The following is a 15,476-nucleotide window of genomic DNA, read 5'->3' on the forward strand; positions in this document are numbered from 1 at the left end:
ACCGCCGCCGGGCCCGTGCGTCCCGGCCCGATCCGTGGCGGGACATCTGGTGGTTCAGTCGTTCCTCAGGGCTGCGAGGACTTCCTTGGCGGTGGTCACGCTGGACTGCGGGTTCTGCCCGGTGATCAGGTTGCCGTCGACGACGACGGTGTCCGACCACGGCGCGCCTGCCTTGAAGTGCGCGCCGCGCTCGACGAGGCGGTCTTCGACCAGCCACGGCACGGCGTCCCCGAGGCCGCCTTGGCGCTCCTCCTCGTCGGTGAAGCCGGTGAGGCCGCGGCCGGCGAACAGGAACGTGCCGGTGGCGGTGGTCGCGCTGAGCAGGGCGGCTACGCCATGGCAGAGCGCCGCGACGACGCGGCCCCGCTGGTCGGCCTCGGCGAGCAGCGCGCCCAGCGCGGGATCGTCGGCCAGGTCGGCCATCGGGGCGTGGCCTCCGGGCAGATAGAAGGCGTCATAGTCGGCGGCCCGGACCGCGGCGAGGTCGAGCGGGGCGTCGAGGCTCGCGGTGATCGAGTCCAGGTAGGCGCGGAATACGGCGCCGTCGGCAGGCTGCACGCCGCCGCGCTCGTCCAGCGAGATGGGGTCCACGGTGGGGCGGGCCCCCGCGGGGGTGGCGATGTCCACCTGGTGGCCTGCCTCGACGAGCACCTTGTGGGACGCGGCCACCTCCTCCGCCCAGTAACCGGTGGGGTGGACGCTGCCGTCGGCCAGCGCCAGGGTGTCTGCGGCCGAGATGATCATCAGGATCTTCGCCATGACGGTTCTCTCCAGTGGGTCGGGTTCTCCGGGCGCCACCCACTTTCCATCAAAAACTTATCGGTGTCCGACCAGGTCCATAAGAATTCTTATGTAACCTCCTTGCGTGAGCGATCTCGATCTGCTGGCGACCTTTCTGGAGATCTACCGACGCGGTTCTCTGACCGCCGCTGCCGCCGCCCTGGGTGTGTCCCAGCCGGCGGTCAGTGGTCAGCTGGCGCGTCTGGAGGGCCAGTTGGACGCGGTGCTCTTCGAACGTTCCAGGCACGGGGCCACACCGACGCCTCGTGCACACGAGCTCGCCCGGCACATCGCCGCGCCCCTGGACCAGTTGCGTGGCGCCCTGGCCCAGGACGCCGACCGTCAGGCCCATCAGGGCACGGTCCGGCTCGGTGCGGCGGCGGAGCTGACCGCTTCGCGGTTGGTCCCGGCTCTGGCCCCCCTCGTCAGCGGCGGCCTACGCCTGGACTTCACGCTCGGCCTGGCCGATGACCTGCTGTCCGCCCTGGTTGAGGGGGAGTTGGACGTGGTGGTGTCCTCGGTGCGGCCCTCGGCGGGCAGGCGCGGGCTGGTCGTCATGCCGTTCGTCGACGAGGAGTTCGTCCTGGTGGCGACTCCTACGACGGCCCGCTCGGTCGACCAGGACCGGCTGGCCGAGGACCCCCTCGCGGCCCTGGCCCATCTGCCGCTCGTGGCCTACGGCCCTGAACTGCCGATCGTCCGCCGCTACTGGCGAAGCGAATTCGGCCGCCGGCCGTCCAACCCGGTCTCGATGGTCGTGCCCGACCTGCGGGCGGTGCTGGCCGCCGTCGTCGCCGGAGCCGGCATCTCCGTCCTGCCCCGCTACCTGGCCGATCCCGCGCTGGCGGCCGGCTCCTTGGAGGTGCTGCACCACACGCAGGTCCAACCGCTCAACACTCTCTATCTCGTCACGCCCTCCGGCCCCACCCCGGCATCCGTGACGCTGGTGCAGCGTCAGCTGCACCGGCAGGCCGAGACGTGGGGGCCGCTGTGAGCGGTCGCCGCGAAAGAGTCCGAGCACACACCGCACGCCGCACACGCCGACTGCTTGGGCGGGTGGGTCGGAGGGGCGCCGCGAGGGTGAGTCGGAGTTGCCCGGCCGCGCGGTCGGCCGCGCCCTCTCATGCCACCTGTGGCCCCGGTGTCATCGCCGTGGAGCTCCCTCACTGCGTCAGGTGTCGCAGCTCGTTCTCGTACAGTTCGGCCGGGTCGAATCCCATGCCGGTGAAGTGGCCTGCCAGTTCCAGGGAGAGGATGCCGTGCAGGCGGGTCCAGAAGTGCAGGGCGCGGCGCAGGGCCGCTGGGGAGGCGGGGTGGTCACCGGCCCACTCCCGGTGTTCGGCGAGGTGGGATTCGAGGCGGGCCACCTCGGCCGCGGGAGGGGCTGAACCGGCGGTCGGCTGGGCGGCGTCGAGGAGGACGTTCATGATCTCCGAGGCGATCGCGGTGATGTCGTCGGGCGCGCGGTAGCCCGGGACGGGTGTGCCGTAGACGAGGAAGTAGCGCTGGGGGTCGGCCAGCGCCCAGACGCGCAGTGCGCGCCCGAGGCCGGCCGGATCGGCACCCGACGCGGCGGCGGTGCGGATGGTGTCGGCGAGGCTGCGGTAGGCGTCGCGGATCAGCTCGGTGATCAGTTCGTCCCGGCCGGCGAAGTACCGGTACAGCGCGGGTCCGCTCATTCCCATCTGTTTGGCGATGGCGTTGAGGGAGAGACCCGGCGCTCCGGCGGCGGCGATCTGCTCCCAGGCGCGTTCCTTGATTTCGGCGCGAAGCTGGGCGCGGTAGCGCTCGCGTGGGGTCTCCTTGCCCGCGGCGGTCATGCGGATGTCCCTTCCGTGGTGGGGGCGCCCGGCTGCGGGTGGCGGCCGGGCGAGCCGTTCGCACAGGCTCTTAGTTAGACCCTATTACGAATGTTCTTGACCGTCACTCGCCGTTCGAGTTATAACTTCTAACGAACACACCAGCCACTAACAGAGCTGGCGGTCGAGGGAGGGTCTCATGAACGCCGAAACGATGGTCGAGGTCGTGCTGCCGGGCAGGGTCGAGCCTGAGGGGCTCGAGGTGCGGCACGGGGCCGTTCCGGCCGCGGGTCCGGGCCAGGTCGTGGTGCGTATGGAAGCCACCGGAGTGTCCTTCGCGGAGCAGCAGATGCGCCGCGGCCGCTATTACGACCAGCCGCCCTTCCCGTTCGTCCCCGGCTACGACCTGGTCGGCACCGTGGCGGCGACCGGTGAGGGTGTCGACGCGGGCCTGGTCGGCACACGGGTGGCCGCGCTGCTGAAGGTCGGCGGATGGGCCAGCCACGTGATCCTCGACGCCGCCGACCTGGTGCCCGTCCCGGACGGGATAGGCGCCGCCGAAGCGGAGACCGTGGTGATCAACGGCATCACGGCCTGGCAGATGCTGCACCGCAAGGCCCGGGTGCGCGCCGGCCAGACCGTACTGGTGCACGGCGCCAACGGGGGTGTGGGGTCCGTCCTGGTCCAGCTCGCCCGGGCCGCGGGCGCGCGGGTGATCGGGACCGCCTCCGCACGTCACCACGCCGCCCTGCGGGAACAGGGGGTGACCCCGATCGACTACCGCACCGAGAACATCCCCGCCCGTGTCCGCGAACTCGCCCCGCACGGCCTGGACGCCGTCTTCGACCACGTCGGCGGCCGCGGCATCGTCGACTCCTGGAGCCTGCTCGCCCCCGGCGGAACGCTCGTCTCCTACGGCAGCGCCTCCACCCGCGACGACGAAGGCTCCAAGCAGTGGCCCGTCCTCAAGCTGCTGGCCCGGGTGTGGCTGTGGAACACGCTGCCCAACCGCCGCCACGCCTACTTCTTCAACGTCTGGGCCGGCCGCGCCCTGAACCGCGACCGCTTCCGGGCCCGGCTGCGCAACGACCTCACCGAGGTCTTCGAAGCTCTGCGCCGGGGTGAGATCACCGCCCGGATCGCCGCCGAACTTCCCCTCACCCAGGTCGCCGAAGCGATGCGGCTGGCCGAATCCGGCACCGTCGCCGGAAAGGTCGTCCTGCACGCCTGACACTCAAGCACTGGCACATCACCGCACACTCGCATCCGGCGCTCCCCCGACCGCGCGGCCTCCGCCACCCCGGCCACCCTCGCCGCCCCGGCGCGGCACCAGACAGCCGCCCCCGCGAGCCGGACCAGTTGGAGCTCCCGCTCCGAAACGGAGTCCCAGGGCATGCGGTGCGGCACCCTGCGGGTCCGCCCGGCCACACCCGCGCGCGACGCCACCAACCGCTGCCCGACCACCCGCGCCCTGCCCGCCCCGGGCACCATCCGCACCGACCCCACCACCACACCGATATGTGAGGAACCCTCATGACCGGCACCACCCGCCCCCGGATCCGCCTGCTGCTCCCTGCCGCCCTGGCCGCTTTGGCCGTCACCGCCACGACGGCCGCAGCATCGACCTCGCCCACCACCACGGCCCCTCACCCGGTCACCTCACCGGACCACCGGTCCCACGCCAAGAACCCCAAGGCGATGCTCGACGCCTGGCTGCGCCTCTGGAACGGCGACCACACCAAGGCGCCGGGCATCATCTCCCCGGAGTTCACCGTTCACGCCGCCCTCCTCGACGGAGGCGACGGCAGCGGCATCCACGGCGCGGACGGCCTGGTGGCCTGGATCGCCCAGACCCGCGCCGCCTTCCCCGACCTGCGCTTCTCCCTCCAGACCGACCCACTGATCGCCGGTCGCCGCGCCTCCGTGCGCTGGACGGCCACCGGCACCTACGCCGGCGGCTTCCCGGGCGCCAAGGCCGAGCCAGGCACGAGGGTCACCTTCACCGGCACCGACACCCTGCGCATCGAGGACGGCGAGTTCGTCGAGTACTGGCTGAACTCCGACACCCTCCAGCTCCTCACCCAGCTCCGCGCACTGTAAGCGTCTCCCGCGGCACCCGGTGTCGACGCTGCCACGCGTCAGCCAGTGGTCCGTTCGTGCTCCACGCCCGTTGCCCTCTGTTGCGGGGACGTGATCAGCCACGGGAACGCGGGGAGCTGCCCCAGACAGATCCCTGAAGCAGCTCCGCGGGTGTGTCAGCTGCCTTGCGCGGGCACTTGCTTGATGCCGTCGACTATGGCTCGCTGCGTGACGGCGCTGGTGAACAGGACGGTTCCGGGCTTGATGAGTTCTTCCGGACCGTCGGCCTTGCTCACCTGGACGGTTCGCTCGCCCAGGAAAACGTGCGTGTTCTTGTCGAAGATCCATTCCTCACGCGCGCCGCTCTTCTCGTCCAGCCGGGCGACCGCCACGCCGTGCCGGCCGACCGCGTCGACGGCGTCGTTCACGGTGACGACGCCGGGGATCTTCGCGGCGGCCTTGAACAGGGCCTTGGTCAGGGCGGGCGGCGGGTAGCTCTCGCCGAGCAGGTCACCGATCGTGGCGAACGCCTCCTGGGCCGGTGAGTTGCCGTGCCCCTTGGTCTCCTTGTAGATCTTGGCGAGGAGCGCGTCCGGGTCGGTGGGCAGACTGGCCAGGTAGTCGTACGACGGATGGTTCAGGCCGGCGACGGGGGTGTTGCCCTGCTCGTCGGGGAGGCTGAGGGTTTCCCCTTCGGGACTGTCGTTGACGGCGGGGTCGATCAGCCATCCCTTGGTTCCGTCCGACGAGTACCACACCTGGCGCTTGTGCAGCGCGTGGCTGGCGAGGCTGCTCTTGTCGTCGACGGTCTTCACGAATGTGTCGGCCGTCTTGGACTCGATGTACACGTACTGGCCCGCTTTGAGGGCCGGGTGCTCCTCCTGGGCCGCGACCAGGGTGACCTGGTCGAGCAGGCGGCTCACCCCGTCGGGGCTGGCGGTGCCGATCTGCGTGGTCAGGGCCGGACCGGTGGCGAGCCGGGCGGGTCCGTCCCCGTTGCCGCCGGTCATCGCCGTCCCGGCGATGACGGCGGCGGCCACGGCGGCGGCCAGGGCGGGCAGAGCGATCGCCGGGCGGAGCAGTCGCAGCCCGCGCGCCTTCGCGGTGCCGGGGGGGATCTGCTGCGTGCGCTGTGCCTGCTCGATTCCTGCCATCAGAAGCTCCTTGTGGTACTCATGGCGGCCCGTCGGCAGGTCACGCGCAGTGCGGGACAGCAGCTGTGCGGCGGCTTCCTCCCAAGCGCCCGGCCTCTGCCGGGGCGTGTTCGCGCTCATCGGTTTCCTTCCTGTGCGGGCCGGACAGTGTTCATGCGGTCACCTGGTATCTGTCGGCCGGCCGCCCCGGCTTCCCATCTGCCTCGAACTTTTTCGGATCCATCCGTGCTTCTCGTCCGCGGCGCACGGGGAACGCGGCCGCTCACCACGGGCGGGCCGGCCACCGCGGCATCGTCGTGCTCTTCGAGCTCGGCCTTTGTGAGGGTGCGGAGTTTCTTGCGGGCGCGGGACAGCCGGGAAGCGACTGTGCCCACCGGAATCCCCAGTGCCTTCGCCGCCGCCTCGTAATCGAGCCCTTCCCCCAAACAGAGCGCGACGACCTCACGTTCCGTCCTGCGCAACGCGCCGAGCGCCCGAAGTGTCGCCGCCAGCCTGCGCTGGTCGTCGATCTGGTTCGTGACCTCGTCGGCGTGGTCGGGAACGGGCAGTACGGCCGCCGCCGTGGCCACCGCCGCCCGGCGGTATCCCCGGTTTCCGCGAATCTGGTTGCGTGCGGTGTTGGTGGCGATGCCGAGCAGCCATGGCCGCAGCGAGCCGCCCTCGGCATCGATCCTGTCTCGGAGCCGCCACGCCTCCATGAACGTGGTGGCCATGACGTCCTCGGCCGTCGACCAGTCGGCGGTCAGACGGAAAGCGTGGTTGTACACGCCACGGGCGTAACTGTCGAACAACTCGGCGAACGCGGCCGGCTCCCCAGCCCGTAGTCGGGCACGCATGTCAATGCTCACCTCTATGAGCTGTCTGCTCCCCGCTCCGACTTCCAGTGACGTGCCTCACACGCGGGGCGTCGGGTATGCCGTCCTTGCCGTCATCAACGACCAGGGGAGCGCCTGACGAGTGTCATGGGCGTGTGCGGTCCGGTGCGGTGGCGGCCTTCCGGTCAACGGCCTCGGTGCCGTTACAGGAGGATCAGCCAGCAGGTGAGGGCCAGGAACAGACAGACCGCGAGGTGGAGCCACCGGTGATGCAGGACGACGGCGGCGAACTCCCGCATGGTCGCGCTGGGCCGGAAGTAGCGGGCCGTGGGGGAGCCAAGGACGTGGGCGTCGATGCCCATGCTCCGGGCGATGATCGCGGTCCGGAAAGCGTGGAAGTCGTTGGTCACGATCGCGCAGCGGTAGCCGGTGCCGCGCTCGTCCATGAGGGCCTTGCTGTTGCGGAGGTTCTCTTCGGTGGTGGCGGACTCCGCCTCACGCAGCAGACTCTCCGCCGGCACCCCGCGTGCGGCCAGATAGTCGGCCATCGCATGCGCCTCGGGGACGGTCTCGTCCGGCCCCTGCCCACCGGACGTGATCAGAACGGGCTCGCAGCCCCGGGCCGGCTGGGCCTGGAAAAGCACGTACGCCCGGTCCAGTCTGCCGGCGAGCAAGGGCGGCACCCGGTCACCGCCGATCAGACCCGACCCGAGGACGATGATGTAGTCGAGGCCGGACGGTGCGGGCAGGCGGCTGTAGACGTACCCGTACACGCTGAAACAGACGAAGAGGCAGACGAAGTAGGAGGTGATGAGCGCCGCGACAAGGACCGCGGCGGTCAGGGAGCGCAGCTCGGCCACGTACGCCACCACCGTCAGCAGCAGGAGCGACAGGAGCCCGAGACCCGCGACGAGTGTCAGAAGGTTGCCCGGGCGACTGCCCTCCTTGCGTACCATCCGCACCCCGTTGCCGATCAGGAGGCAGCAGACCAGCAGCACGACCAGCCCTTCCAGGACAGGGCCGGCCAGCCAGGTGTCGTCCAGGGCGTGGTGAACGGCCAGGAGCTCCCTGCCGTGGGCCACCGCCATCAGGATGAGGAAGACGCCGAGCAGCACGGCGTTCGCGAAGCGCCTCGCGTCGACGATGACACCGATGACGAACAGCAGCAGCGCGACGGCCGCGCATATCTCGATCAGCACCCTGGACCTCCTCGATGGGTCGGACCCGGACTCGCTCCGGCGTGGACGAGACGGCCGTCAGATGGTTGCCCAGAGCTGCTTCTCACGGCGGGAGTCGAGGATGGTGTCGAAGCTCACCGAACCGGTGTTCCATCCGGTGAGCCGCATCTCGCTGTCGAAGGGGGCGACGACGTTCCGGTTGCCGCCGTGAGAGTACAGCCCCATGAGCTGGCCGTAGTCCTCAGCGCTGCACGGGGACAGGTATACCTCCTTGTAGGCCACGTCGGTGTTCTGGTCCAGGCACATGCCCGTGGCCACGTTCACCAGCATGGGGGCGTCCTCCATATGGCTGCTGTGGCGGTAGACCGGCATCCACTTGGCGTTGGCGTCGCACGGGCCCTGGCGGACGGTGCGGTCGGCCTGCCCGGACAGGCACCGGCCGCCGGCGACGTTCTGCAGGGTGTACTGCTGTTCCGCGTGCGCGGGCGCCGCCGCCAGCACGGTGGAGAGAGCTGCGCCGGCCAGAGCGGTTCCCAGCAGAGCGCTGAACTTCTTTTGCACGGTGACCGACTTCCTTTCCGGGGTTGCTCACCGCCTTCAACGGCGAGCCGGACCGGTCGGTTCACCCAGGGAACGCCTGCCGTTCTCACGACCGCTCCGGTGAACGGCACGTCCTGATTCACCGTTGTCCGGGATGACACAGGCACCCCTCGTACACGCTGCTGGAGGATCATCGTGAGTTCTGTCGCCACGTCCGCCGCCCTGTCGACCGCCGCCGTCGGAGTGCTCGTTCCGGTCGAGGTCCACTTCGACGAACTCGATGCCATGGGACTGCTGCACAACAGCCGCTACCAGGTATTGGCCGAGCGTGCCTGGACCGCGTTCTGGTACGCGCGGGGATTCGGCGGCTCGAACGCTCTGGAGAACGACGCGTTCAACGTCGTCAAAGCCTTCACCATCACCTACGACGCCCCCCTGTCCGCGCCCGGGACCTACGCCGTCAACCTGTGGATCGACCGTCTCGGCACCACCTCGGCCACGGCCGGTTACCGGGTCTGCTCCGTCGACGGCGGGACGACGTACGCGCACGGCACCCGCACCGCCGTCCGCCTCGACCAGGTCACCCTGCTGCCCACGCCGTGGTCCGACCGCGCCCGCGACGTCGCTCGCACGATCACGGCGCCGCGGAAGGACTGAGCCGGCCCGGCAGGAGGCCGGCGTCGGCGGATCACACGCGGGGACATCCAGGCGTCTCAGAACCGGACACCGCGGTCGTGCAGGGCCGACCTGAGTGCCCGCAACGCGTAGTACGTACGCGATTTGACGGTTCCCTCGGCGATTCCGAGCACCTGCGCCGTCTCGGTGACGCTGCGGCCCTGGAAATACGTATGGTGCAGGATCTGCCGTTGCTGAGGTGTCAGGTCGTCCAAGGTGTCGTGGACGACCTGACGCGTGAGGGCCCGTTCGATGCCGTCGTCGACGGGGATGACGAGTTCGTCGACGGTGCAGGCGCTGACAGGACGGACGAGGCGCGCCCGATGCTCGTCGGTCACCAGGTTGCGCACGACGGTGAACAGCCACGGCCGGACCCCGTCCTTCCCCTGCCGCGCCAGCAGGCCGGTGTGCCGCCAGGCGCGGATCGCGGCCTCCTGGAGGATGTCCTCGGCCTTGGTCCAGTCCCCGCCCAGCAGCCGTGCCGCGAAGCGTCTGAGCGCGTCGCCGTGCTCGTCGTAGATCACGCGGATGAAGCGCTCGCAGTCCGATTCGACGCTGGTGGCCCCCATGCCCTCTCCCCACTGACTCCCACCGCGTCCTTCGTCGGTGGCAGCGCCAGCGTCGGCGGGTCTCTTTGCCGGGGCCTTGTCGTCCTCTTGCCGGGGTGCCACCGGGCAGGGGCAGGCCCTGCTGCGGCCGTCTGCCCGCCGCCCCGCTTGCGACGATGGGCTTGGCCATCCGGTTCGGTTACCGCGCGGTGAACCGGCGGCGGCCACTTCTCGTAGAAAGGGCACAGGCGCTGTAGGCCGGTCGGAGAGCCGGTGAGGTGACCGGGCACCGAATGAACGGAAGCGATACGACTGTGAGCAGTGCCGAGCCGGTGATGAGCAGCGTTCGGACTGTCGAGTGAGCACATGAGCGGGTGAGGGTGACACCGATGCGAGAGAGGTGTCACCGTGGAATTTCGTTTGCTGGGTCCTCTGGAAGTGCGGCGGGACAGCGAGGTAGTCGGTCTGGGACCGCCCAAGCGGCGTGCCCTGCTCCTGAGGCTGCTTCTGGAGAACGGTCGCACCGTCGGAGTCGATCGTCTCTGTGACGATCTCTGGAACGGCCGTCCTCCGCCCAGCGCCGTTTCCTCCGTCCACGCGAACATCAGCAGACTGCGCGCCGCTCTGGAACCCGGCCGCGGGCGGCGGAAGCAGCCTCAAGTGCTCCGCACCACCCCCACCGGATACGCCCTGGCCTTCCCGCCCGAGCTACTGGACTCGGTGCGTTTCGAACGGTCCGTGCGGCAGGCACAGGCGCTGGCTGACACAGGCCGTGCCGGTGAAGCCCTTCAGGAGGTCGAGCACGGGTTGGCCATGTGGCGGGGGACTCCGCTCGTCGACGCCCGCGACCACCACTTCGTGGCGGGTGAGAGCGGACGGCTCCAGGCCCTGAAGCTGTCGGCCGAGGAACTGCGAGCCGCTCTGCTGCTCCAGGAAGGCCGGATCAACGAGGCGATCACGAGTGCGGAACGGCTCGTGGAACAAGATCCCCTGCGCGAGGCATCCTGGGTCGTGCTCATGCGAGCCCTGTATTTCGCGGACCGGCCCGCCGAGGCGCTGCGCCGCTATGCGGAGGTGCGTGCCCTTCTGGCCCGTGACCTGGGCCTCGATCCGGGTCCCGGTCTGCGTGAGACGCAGATGGCCGTTCTGCGGCACGACTCGGTGTCACTGCGCCCGCCGCTTCGCCATGCTCGGCTCGGCACACACAGCGTGCCCTCGGAGCGGTCGGCCGACGCCCGGCCGCACCTGCCGGGCCGGGAACGCGAACTCGCACGGCTGTCCGAGCTGTTGCGGAAGGCTGCGACCGGCCGCGCCGGCTGGGCCGTGGTGTCCGGGGAGCCGGGGGTGGGCAAGACCCGATTGGCCGAGGAGGCGGCACGGCAGGCTTCCGACGCCGGCTGGCAGGTGCTGCGGATCCGGTGTGCCGAACAGGGTTTCGCGGGCTCTCGGTTCCCGGACCGGCAACTGCGGCAGCTCGGCGACCGGTTGGGAAAGCTCGCCGAGAACGTCGGCGTCGCGGGGCCCATGCTGTGCGTCGTCGAGGACGTCCACCTCGCCTCGAACGACGTACGGGGCTTGCTGCTCAGCTACGCGCGGGAGCTGCCCGAGGCGCCGCTCGCGGTGGTGTGCACCGTGGCGGACGAACCTGGGCCTGCCATCGAACGGTTCCTGGCCGAGCTGGCGGGACGGGGTGCCGACGTGATGCCGCTCCCTCCTCTGACAAAGGCCGCGGTGCGCTGCGTCCTGTCCGCCGCCACGAGCGGCCCTGTGCCCGCAGACGCGGCACGCCGACTGCACGAACTGAGCGGCGGGAATCCCTTCCTGCTGCACCAGGTGCTCACGCATGTCCGGCGCCTCGGGCCGGCACTGCACGCCGACTGGCCCTGGGCCCCTGTGCCGCCGGCCGTCCGCAGCATCGTCAGGGCCCGGCTCGCCGAACTGTCGCCTGCCGCGCGGCAGGTCGTCGAGCGGGCGGCCGTGCTCGGTGACCGGCCGGACATGCGCCTGGTGGCCCGGCTGTCCCGGATGCCGCTCGAAGAGGTGTCGAGACTGGCTGACCAGGCGGTTGCGGTACGGCTGCTCGCCTGGATCGAAGCGGCCTCCCCGGGCGACGGCCAGGGCTACGGCTTTCCGGCAGGAGTGCTCCGGTATGCGGTGCTCGGTGAACTGAGCCCCGCGCGCCGCCGGGCCCTGCGCGCGGACGCCACCACGGTGCGGGCGGTGGCGACGCTGCGGGGCGGAACCGGAGAGGGCCGCTGAGTGGGCACGCTGGCGGCCGGAGCCGGTGTCCGTCCTGAAGTGTCACCGCCGGCCAGGGACGGCCCTGAAGCGACGGGGCCTCGCCGCCGGAATCGGGTCGAGGCCCCCACGCTTGCATCTCCAGGCTGCTACAGGTCGCGCATAACGCTTTTACATTGCTCCACGAAGGTGTTCATGGCCGAGTTCGCAGCCCAGAGACTCACACGCAGTTCCGTCTCCGCTTGGTTGGCTGCCCGCAGTGCTTCGACGGTGTCCGCCTCGGCGACCTCCTGGATCGCGATCTGGTAGTTCAATTCCATTTGCATCACCCGTTGCAGCAGCTCGTTGATGATCCTCTGAGTGCAGTACGTACTGTTGGCAGGCGGGACGAACGGAGCGGTCCCGCTATTGGAATTGGGCAGGGTCGCGTTTCCGCCGTCGGCCATCGCCGGCGGTGCCACCGCCAACCCCAGCCCGGCAGCCGCAGTCACTGCCACCACTGAAGTCGCGAATTTCCGTGCGAGTCTCATGACTTGTCCTTCTCCTGTTCGACTGGACCATTGCTTGAGGAGTGTCAGGCGTCCCGTCGGCGAAAGAAGCCGCCGACGGCAACGTCGGGGCCGTGCTACGGCTTGAGGATCGCCTCGTACGCGGCTGCCGCCATCGCGAACTGGCCGACCGAGTTGGGGTGGGCCGCCAGGGTCTCCTCGCCCGGGTTCAAGGACTCGATCCACCGCCTGTCGCGCGGTTGGCACATGTCGTGCCCGACGGTGACCGCATAGGTGTCGGCGAACCGCACGGCCCTGTCACCGGCCGTGGCCCGGCGCTGCAACGCCCTGTTGAGCTTCTTCGTAACGTCGCGCAGGAAGGCGAAATCACCCTTGGCGAAGGGAACCTGGGCGCATCCGACGCCGCTGTCGGGGAAGAGGGCCGGGTAGCCGACCACGATCACCTTGGCGTCGGGGCTGCGCCGTCTGATGTCGGTGAGGGCGTCGCGGACCCGGCCTTCAACCGTGTTGATGCGTTCACCGAGCACGTCCCTGCCGCCGGCCGTGAAGTACTTCTCGCACGGGCTTCCGGCCGGGTCCGAGGAGGCCACGAGCGCGCAGGTGGTCAGCACGTTGGTGAAGCCGACGTCGTTTCCGCCCAAGGTCAGGGTGACGAGCTTGGTGTTGGGGGTGAGGGCGTTCAACTGCGGGGGCTTGGAGCCCTGCGTGTTCCACAGGGCGGCCGTGGTGGCGCCGGTGCAGGTGACGTTCTTGAAGGTACGGCCCTTGCCCGCCGACGTGCGGGAGACGACGGCGGCGTAACCGGCGGTGGTGCGATCGCACTCGGCGTCCGTGACGCCGGGAAGCCCGGCGCCGGAGGCGTAGGAGTCGCCGAGCGCCACGTAGTTGGGGCCGTCCGCCGTGGACGCGGCGAACGCGGAGGGGGCGGCTCCGGCGGACAGCAGCGTGGCCCCGGCCACGGTGATCGCCGCGAGGGTCCGGTACACGGGCAGCGGTCGGCCGGTGAAGTGCGTCATGACGCCTCCGAGTCGTGTGGTCGATGGGGGAGCGTCCCTGGCCGGGCGGGGACGGTGCCTGCACCGTTCGGCGTACGCCCGATGTCCGGGCCCACGGTGGTCCACCCGCCGTCGGCGCTCCGTCCCCCACAACGGTGACGAGCCGGGCGGGGTTCACCGGCGGTGCCGGCCCGTCGGCGCGTGCCCCGTCACCCCACCTGGCATACGGCCGCCGTCCCGGCAGGCCGGCCCACGGCCGACCGGGGCAGCGCGTAGCCGTACAGCAGCTCGCCTGCCGACGGCGTGCCGAGGGCGAGGCGCACCAGGAGGTAGCCGAACAGCCCGCCCAGGGTGTTGGCGAGCAGGTCGTTGACGTCGACGGCGCGACCGTTGTGGAAGAGCACGTACGACAGCAGCTGCGCCGTCTCGATGCCCAGGCTCGCCGACGCGCTCACCCCGATGGCCCGGGCCGTGCTGTTCACACGCGTGAGGAGGGGCAGCAGGACGCCGAGCGGCACGAACATCAGGGCGTTGGGCACCGCGGTCACGTCGGCGGTGATCAGGGGCACGTAGTTGATCTGGTTCGTCCACGGCATCTGGTTGGCGTACCTGCCCCAGGTGATCTCCAGGGGGAAGACCGTGATCGACAGCACGGCCATGGCGTAGAGGCACGCGGTGGTGCGCAGCACCAGGTGCCGGCCCGTCCAGCCCGGCCGCGCACGGCGGTGGCGGACGGCGGCCACACCGAGGAAGACGGCGAAGGTGGGGCCCAGGACGTACGGCGCTTCGATGGTCAGGTTCACGTTCATGGATCGGCTGCTCCGGGTTCCGGCGGGGTATCGGCGGCAACCCTCCCGGACGCGGTCACTGTGCGGATCCGGCGAAGGACAGGTCTCCCGGACGATCGCTACGACTTTCGGCAGAGGGCGGGACGAGCCGGCTGTCCTACCCTTCACCGCATGCCCTTCGATCGCCCCCTGCCGTCGGCCCTTCCGCGCGGTGCGGCCGCACTGCGGTGGCCCGCCCTGCTCCTTCTCGCGGTGGCCGCCGCGCGGCTGGACCTGCGATGGGGGACCTTCCGTCAGCCGGTCACCGGTCCGTTGCTGGGGCTGTCGGCGATGACGGTGGCAGTCGTCGTAGCCGCCCTGCCCCTCATCACGCGGCGTGGCGTGAGAACTCGGGTCATGGCCTGGTCGGGGCTGGCAGCCGCCGTGGCGTCGCTGGCCTGCACCGCGGCGGTGCACCTGCGCGCGGGTCACGGCGCGTCCACGGCGTACGGCGCCTTCGAACCGGTCGCGCTGCTGATCGTCCTGGCGTTCACGGCCCGGCGCGGTGCGGTGGCCCCCGCGGCGGTGGGCACGGTGGCGTTGATCGCCGCGGTGGTGTGGCGCCCCCTCGCGGTGGAGGTCCGCGAGGGCAGCGTCGTCGTCGCCTTCGTCTCGACTCTGATCGCCGTGGCCGTGGCGGGCGCCGCGGTGACCGCCCGGCTCGTCGCGGCCGACCGGCGGCAACGGGAGTACCGCATCCGCCTCGAACAACGTGTGCGGCTGGCCCGGGACCTCCACGACTACGTCGCCCATCACGTGACGGGCATCGTGGTCCAGGCCCAGGGGGCCGGCGCCATCGCCGACAAGCGGCCCGAGCTCGTGCCGGCCGCCCTGCGGCGCATCGAGGACACCGGCGCGGAGGCGCTCGTGTCCCTGCGCCGTATGGTCGGCGCGCTGAGGGCGGACGATCCCGGAGCCCCGCTCGCCCCGCACGGCGGCATGACCGCCGTGCGCGCCCTGGTGGCGGACTTCGGAACCACCGGCGTGTCCGTGCGACTCGTCGAGGACGGGCCCACCGAGCGGCTTCCGGCGGATGTGGCCGACATCGTTCACCGGGTGGTGATGGAAGCCCTGACCAACATCCGCAAGCACGCTCCCGCCTGCCGCACGGCGTCCGTGTGGGTACAGGTCGGCCGTCGGCACGTCGCCGTCTGCGTCGCCAACGACGGAGCGGCCCCGCCCACGGCCCCGCCCGGCTACGGTCTCACGGGCCTGAAGGAGAGGGTGACCGGCGCGGGAGGCAGTCTGCGCACCGGTACCGGGAGCGACGGCACCTGGCAGGTCCGCGCGCGTGTGCCGTTGCTTCCCCCGCTGTCCCGGGTGGAGGCCGCGTGATCCG

At 70.6% G+C, this 15,476-nt stretch carries 16 protein-coding genes; 6 read left to right on the forward strand and 10 right to left on the reverse strand.

The window, feature by feature from the left end; all coding sequences use genetic code 11:
* Positions 1–54 precede the first annotated feature (54 nt).
* Complete coding sequence (locus ABD350_RS10365; protein ID WP_344347575.1) at positions 55–759, reverse strand: type 1 glutamine amidotransferase domain-containing protein; 705 nt, start codon at positions 757–759, stop codon at positions 55–57.
* Between the two features lie 106 nt (positions 760–865).
* Between ABD350_RS10365 and ABD350_RS10370 the strand changes: the two genes are divergently transcribed.
* The gene (locus ABD350_RS10370; RefSeq protein WP_344347576.1) at positions 866–1,774 is read left to right on the forward strand and encodes a LysR family transcriptional regulator; all 909 of its coding nucleotides are present in this window, start codon (positions 866–868) and stop codon (positions 1,772–1,774) included.
* A gap of 169 nt (positions 1,775–1,943) precedes the next feature.
* On the opposite strand, the gene ABD350_RS10375 is transcribed toward ABD350_RS10370, so the two are convergent.
* Entirely contained in the window at positions 1,944–2,600 is a 657-nt protein-coding gene (locus ABD350_RS10375; RefSeq protein ID WP_344347577.1) for a TetR/AcrR family transcriptional regulator, read from the reverse strand.
* A 178-nt stretch (positions 2,601–2,778) separates the two neighbouring features.
* On the opposite strand from ABD350_RS10375, the gene ABD350_RS10380 reads away from it, so the two are divergent.
* Together ABD350_RS10380 and ABD350_RS10385 are read left to right on the forward strand one after the other, a co-directional pair.
* Positions 2,779–3,810 (forward strand): medium chain dehydrogenase/reductase family protein, encoded by a 1,032-nt coding sequence (locus tag ABD350_RS10380; RefSeq protein WP_344347578.1) that lies wholly within the window; start codon positions 2,779–2,781, stop codon positions 3,808–3,810.
* A gap of 302 nt (positions 3,811–4,112) precedes the next feature.
* Entirely contained in the window at positions 4,113–4,679 is a 567-nt protein-coding gene (locus ABD350_RS10385) for an ester cyclase (RefSeq protein WP_344347579.1), read from the forward strand.
* Between the two features lie 155 nt (positions 4,680–4,834).
* Here ABD350_RS10385 and ABD350_RS10390 read toward each other — a convergent pair whose 3' ends face one another.
* From ABD350_RS10390 to ABD350_RS10405, 4 genes are all read right to left on the reverse strand, one after another.
* A complete protein-coding gene (locus ABD350_RS10390) occupies positions 4,835–5,932 on the reverse strand; it encodes a CU044_5270 family protein (protein ID WP_344347580.1) in 1,098 nt (365 codons plus the stop codon).
* Complete coding sequence (locus tag ABD350_RS10395; RefSeq protein ID WP_344347644.1) at positions 5,929–6,648, reverse strand: RNA polymerase sigma factor; 720 nt, start codon at positions 6,646–6,648, stop codon at positions 5,929–5,931. The genes ABD350_RS10390 and ABD350_RS10395 overlap by 4 nt, the downstream gene beginning before the upstream one ends.
* Positions 6,649–6,830: 182 nt before the next feature.
* Positions 6,831–7,826 (reverse strand): YdcF family protein, encoded by a 996-nt coding sequence (locus ABD350_RS10400; protein WP_344347581.1) that lies wholly within the window; start codon positions 7,824–7,826, stop codon positions 6,831–6,833.
* Positions 7,827–7,883: 57 nt separating this feature from the next.
* Positions 7,884–8,366 carry an RICIN domain-containing protein gene (locus ABD350_RS10405; RefSeq protein WP_344347582.1) on the reverse strand — a complete coding sequence of 161 codons (483 nt, stop codon included), beginning with the start codon at positions 8,364–8,366 and terminating at the stop codon, positions 7,884–7,886.
* A gap of 174 nt (positions 8,367–8,540) precedes the next feature.
* Between ABD350_RS10405 and ABD350_RS10410 the strand changes: the two genes are divergently transcribed.
* A complete protein-coding gene (locus ABD350_RS10410) occupies positions 8,541–9,002 on the forward strand; it encodes an acyl-CoA thioesterase (protein WP_344347583.1) in 462 nt (153 codons plus the stop codon).
* A 56-nt stretch (positions 9,003–9,058) separates the two neighbouring features.
* Here ABD350_RS10410 and ABD350_RS10415 read toward each other — a convergent pair whose 3' ends face one another.
* Positions 9,059–9,589 carry a sigma-70 family RNA polymerase sigma factor gene (locus tag ABD350_RS10415; RefSeq protein ID WP_344347584.1) on the reverse strand — a complete coding sequence of 177 codons (531 nt, stop codon included), beginning with the start codon at positions 9,587–9,589 and terminating at the stop codon, positions 9,059–9,061.
* A gap of 417 nt (positions 9,590–10,006) precedes the next feature.
* Here ABD350_RS10415 and ABD350_RS10420 point away from each other — a divergent pair, with 417 nt between their 5' ends.
* Entirely contained in the window at positions 10,007–11,827 is a 1,821-nt protein-coding gene (locus tag ABD350_RS10420; RefSeq protein WP_344347646.1) for an ATP-binding protein, read from the forward strand.
* A 128-nt stretch (positions 11,828–11,955) separates the two neighbouring features.
* Here ABD350_RS10420 and ABD350_RS10425 read toward each other — a convergent pair whose 3' ends face one another.
* The 3 genes from ABD350_RS10425 to ABD350_RS10435 form a co-directional block, all read right to left on the reverse strand.
* Entirely contained in the window at positions 11,956–12,336 is a 381-nt protein-coding gene (locus tag ABD350_RS10425; RefSeq protein WP_344347585.1) for a hypothetical protein, read from the reverse strand.
* A gap of 95 nt (positions 12,337–12,431) precedes the next feature.
* Positions 12,432–13,331 (reverse strand): SGNH/GDSL hydrolase family protein, encoded by a 900-nt coding sequence (locus tag ABD350_RS10430; protein ID WP_344347587.1) that lies wholly within the window; start codon positions 13,329–13,331, stop codon positions 12,432–12,434.
* A 188-nt stretch (positions 13,332–13,519) separates the two neighbouring features.
* Positions 13,520–14,119, reverse strand: a complete 600-nt coding sequence (locus ABD350_RS10435; RefSeq protein ID WP_344347588.1) for a VanZ family protein — start codon at positions 14,117–14,119, stop codon at positions 13,520–13,522.
* Positions 14,120–14,269: 150 nt separating this feature from the next.
* On the opposite strand from ABD350_RS10435, the gene ABD350_RS10440 reads away from it, so the two are divergent.
* On the forward strand, positions 14,270–15,472 hold the full coding sequence (locus tag ABD350_RS10440; RefSeq protein ID WP_344347589.1) for a sensor histidine kinase: 1,203 nt from the start codon (positions 14,270–14,272) through the stop codon (positions 15,470–15,472).
* Positions 15,473–15,476: the final 4 nt, after the last annotated feature.

Origin of the sequence: Streptomyces nogalater, assembly GCF_039532885.1 — a bacterium.
GTDB lineage: Bacteria > Actinomycetota > Actinomycetes > Streptomycetales > Streptomycetaceae > Streptomyces > Streptomyces nogalater.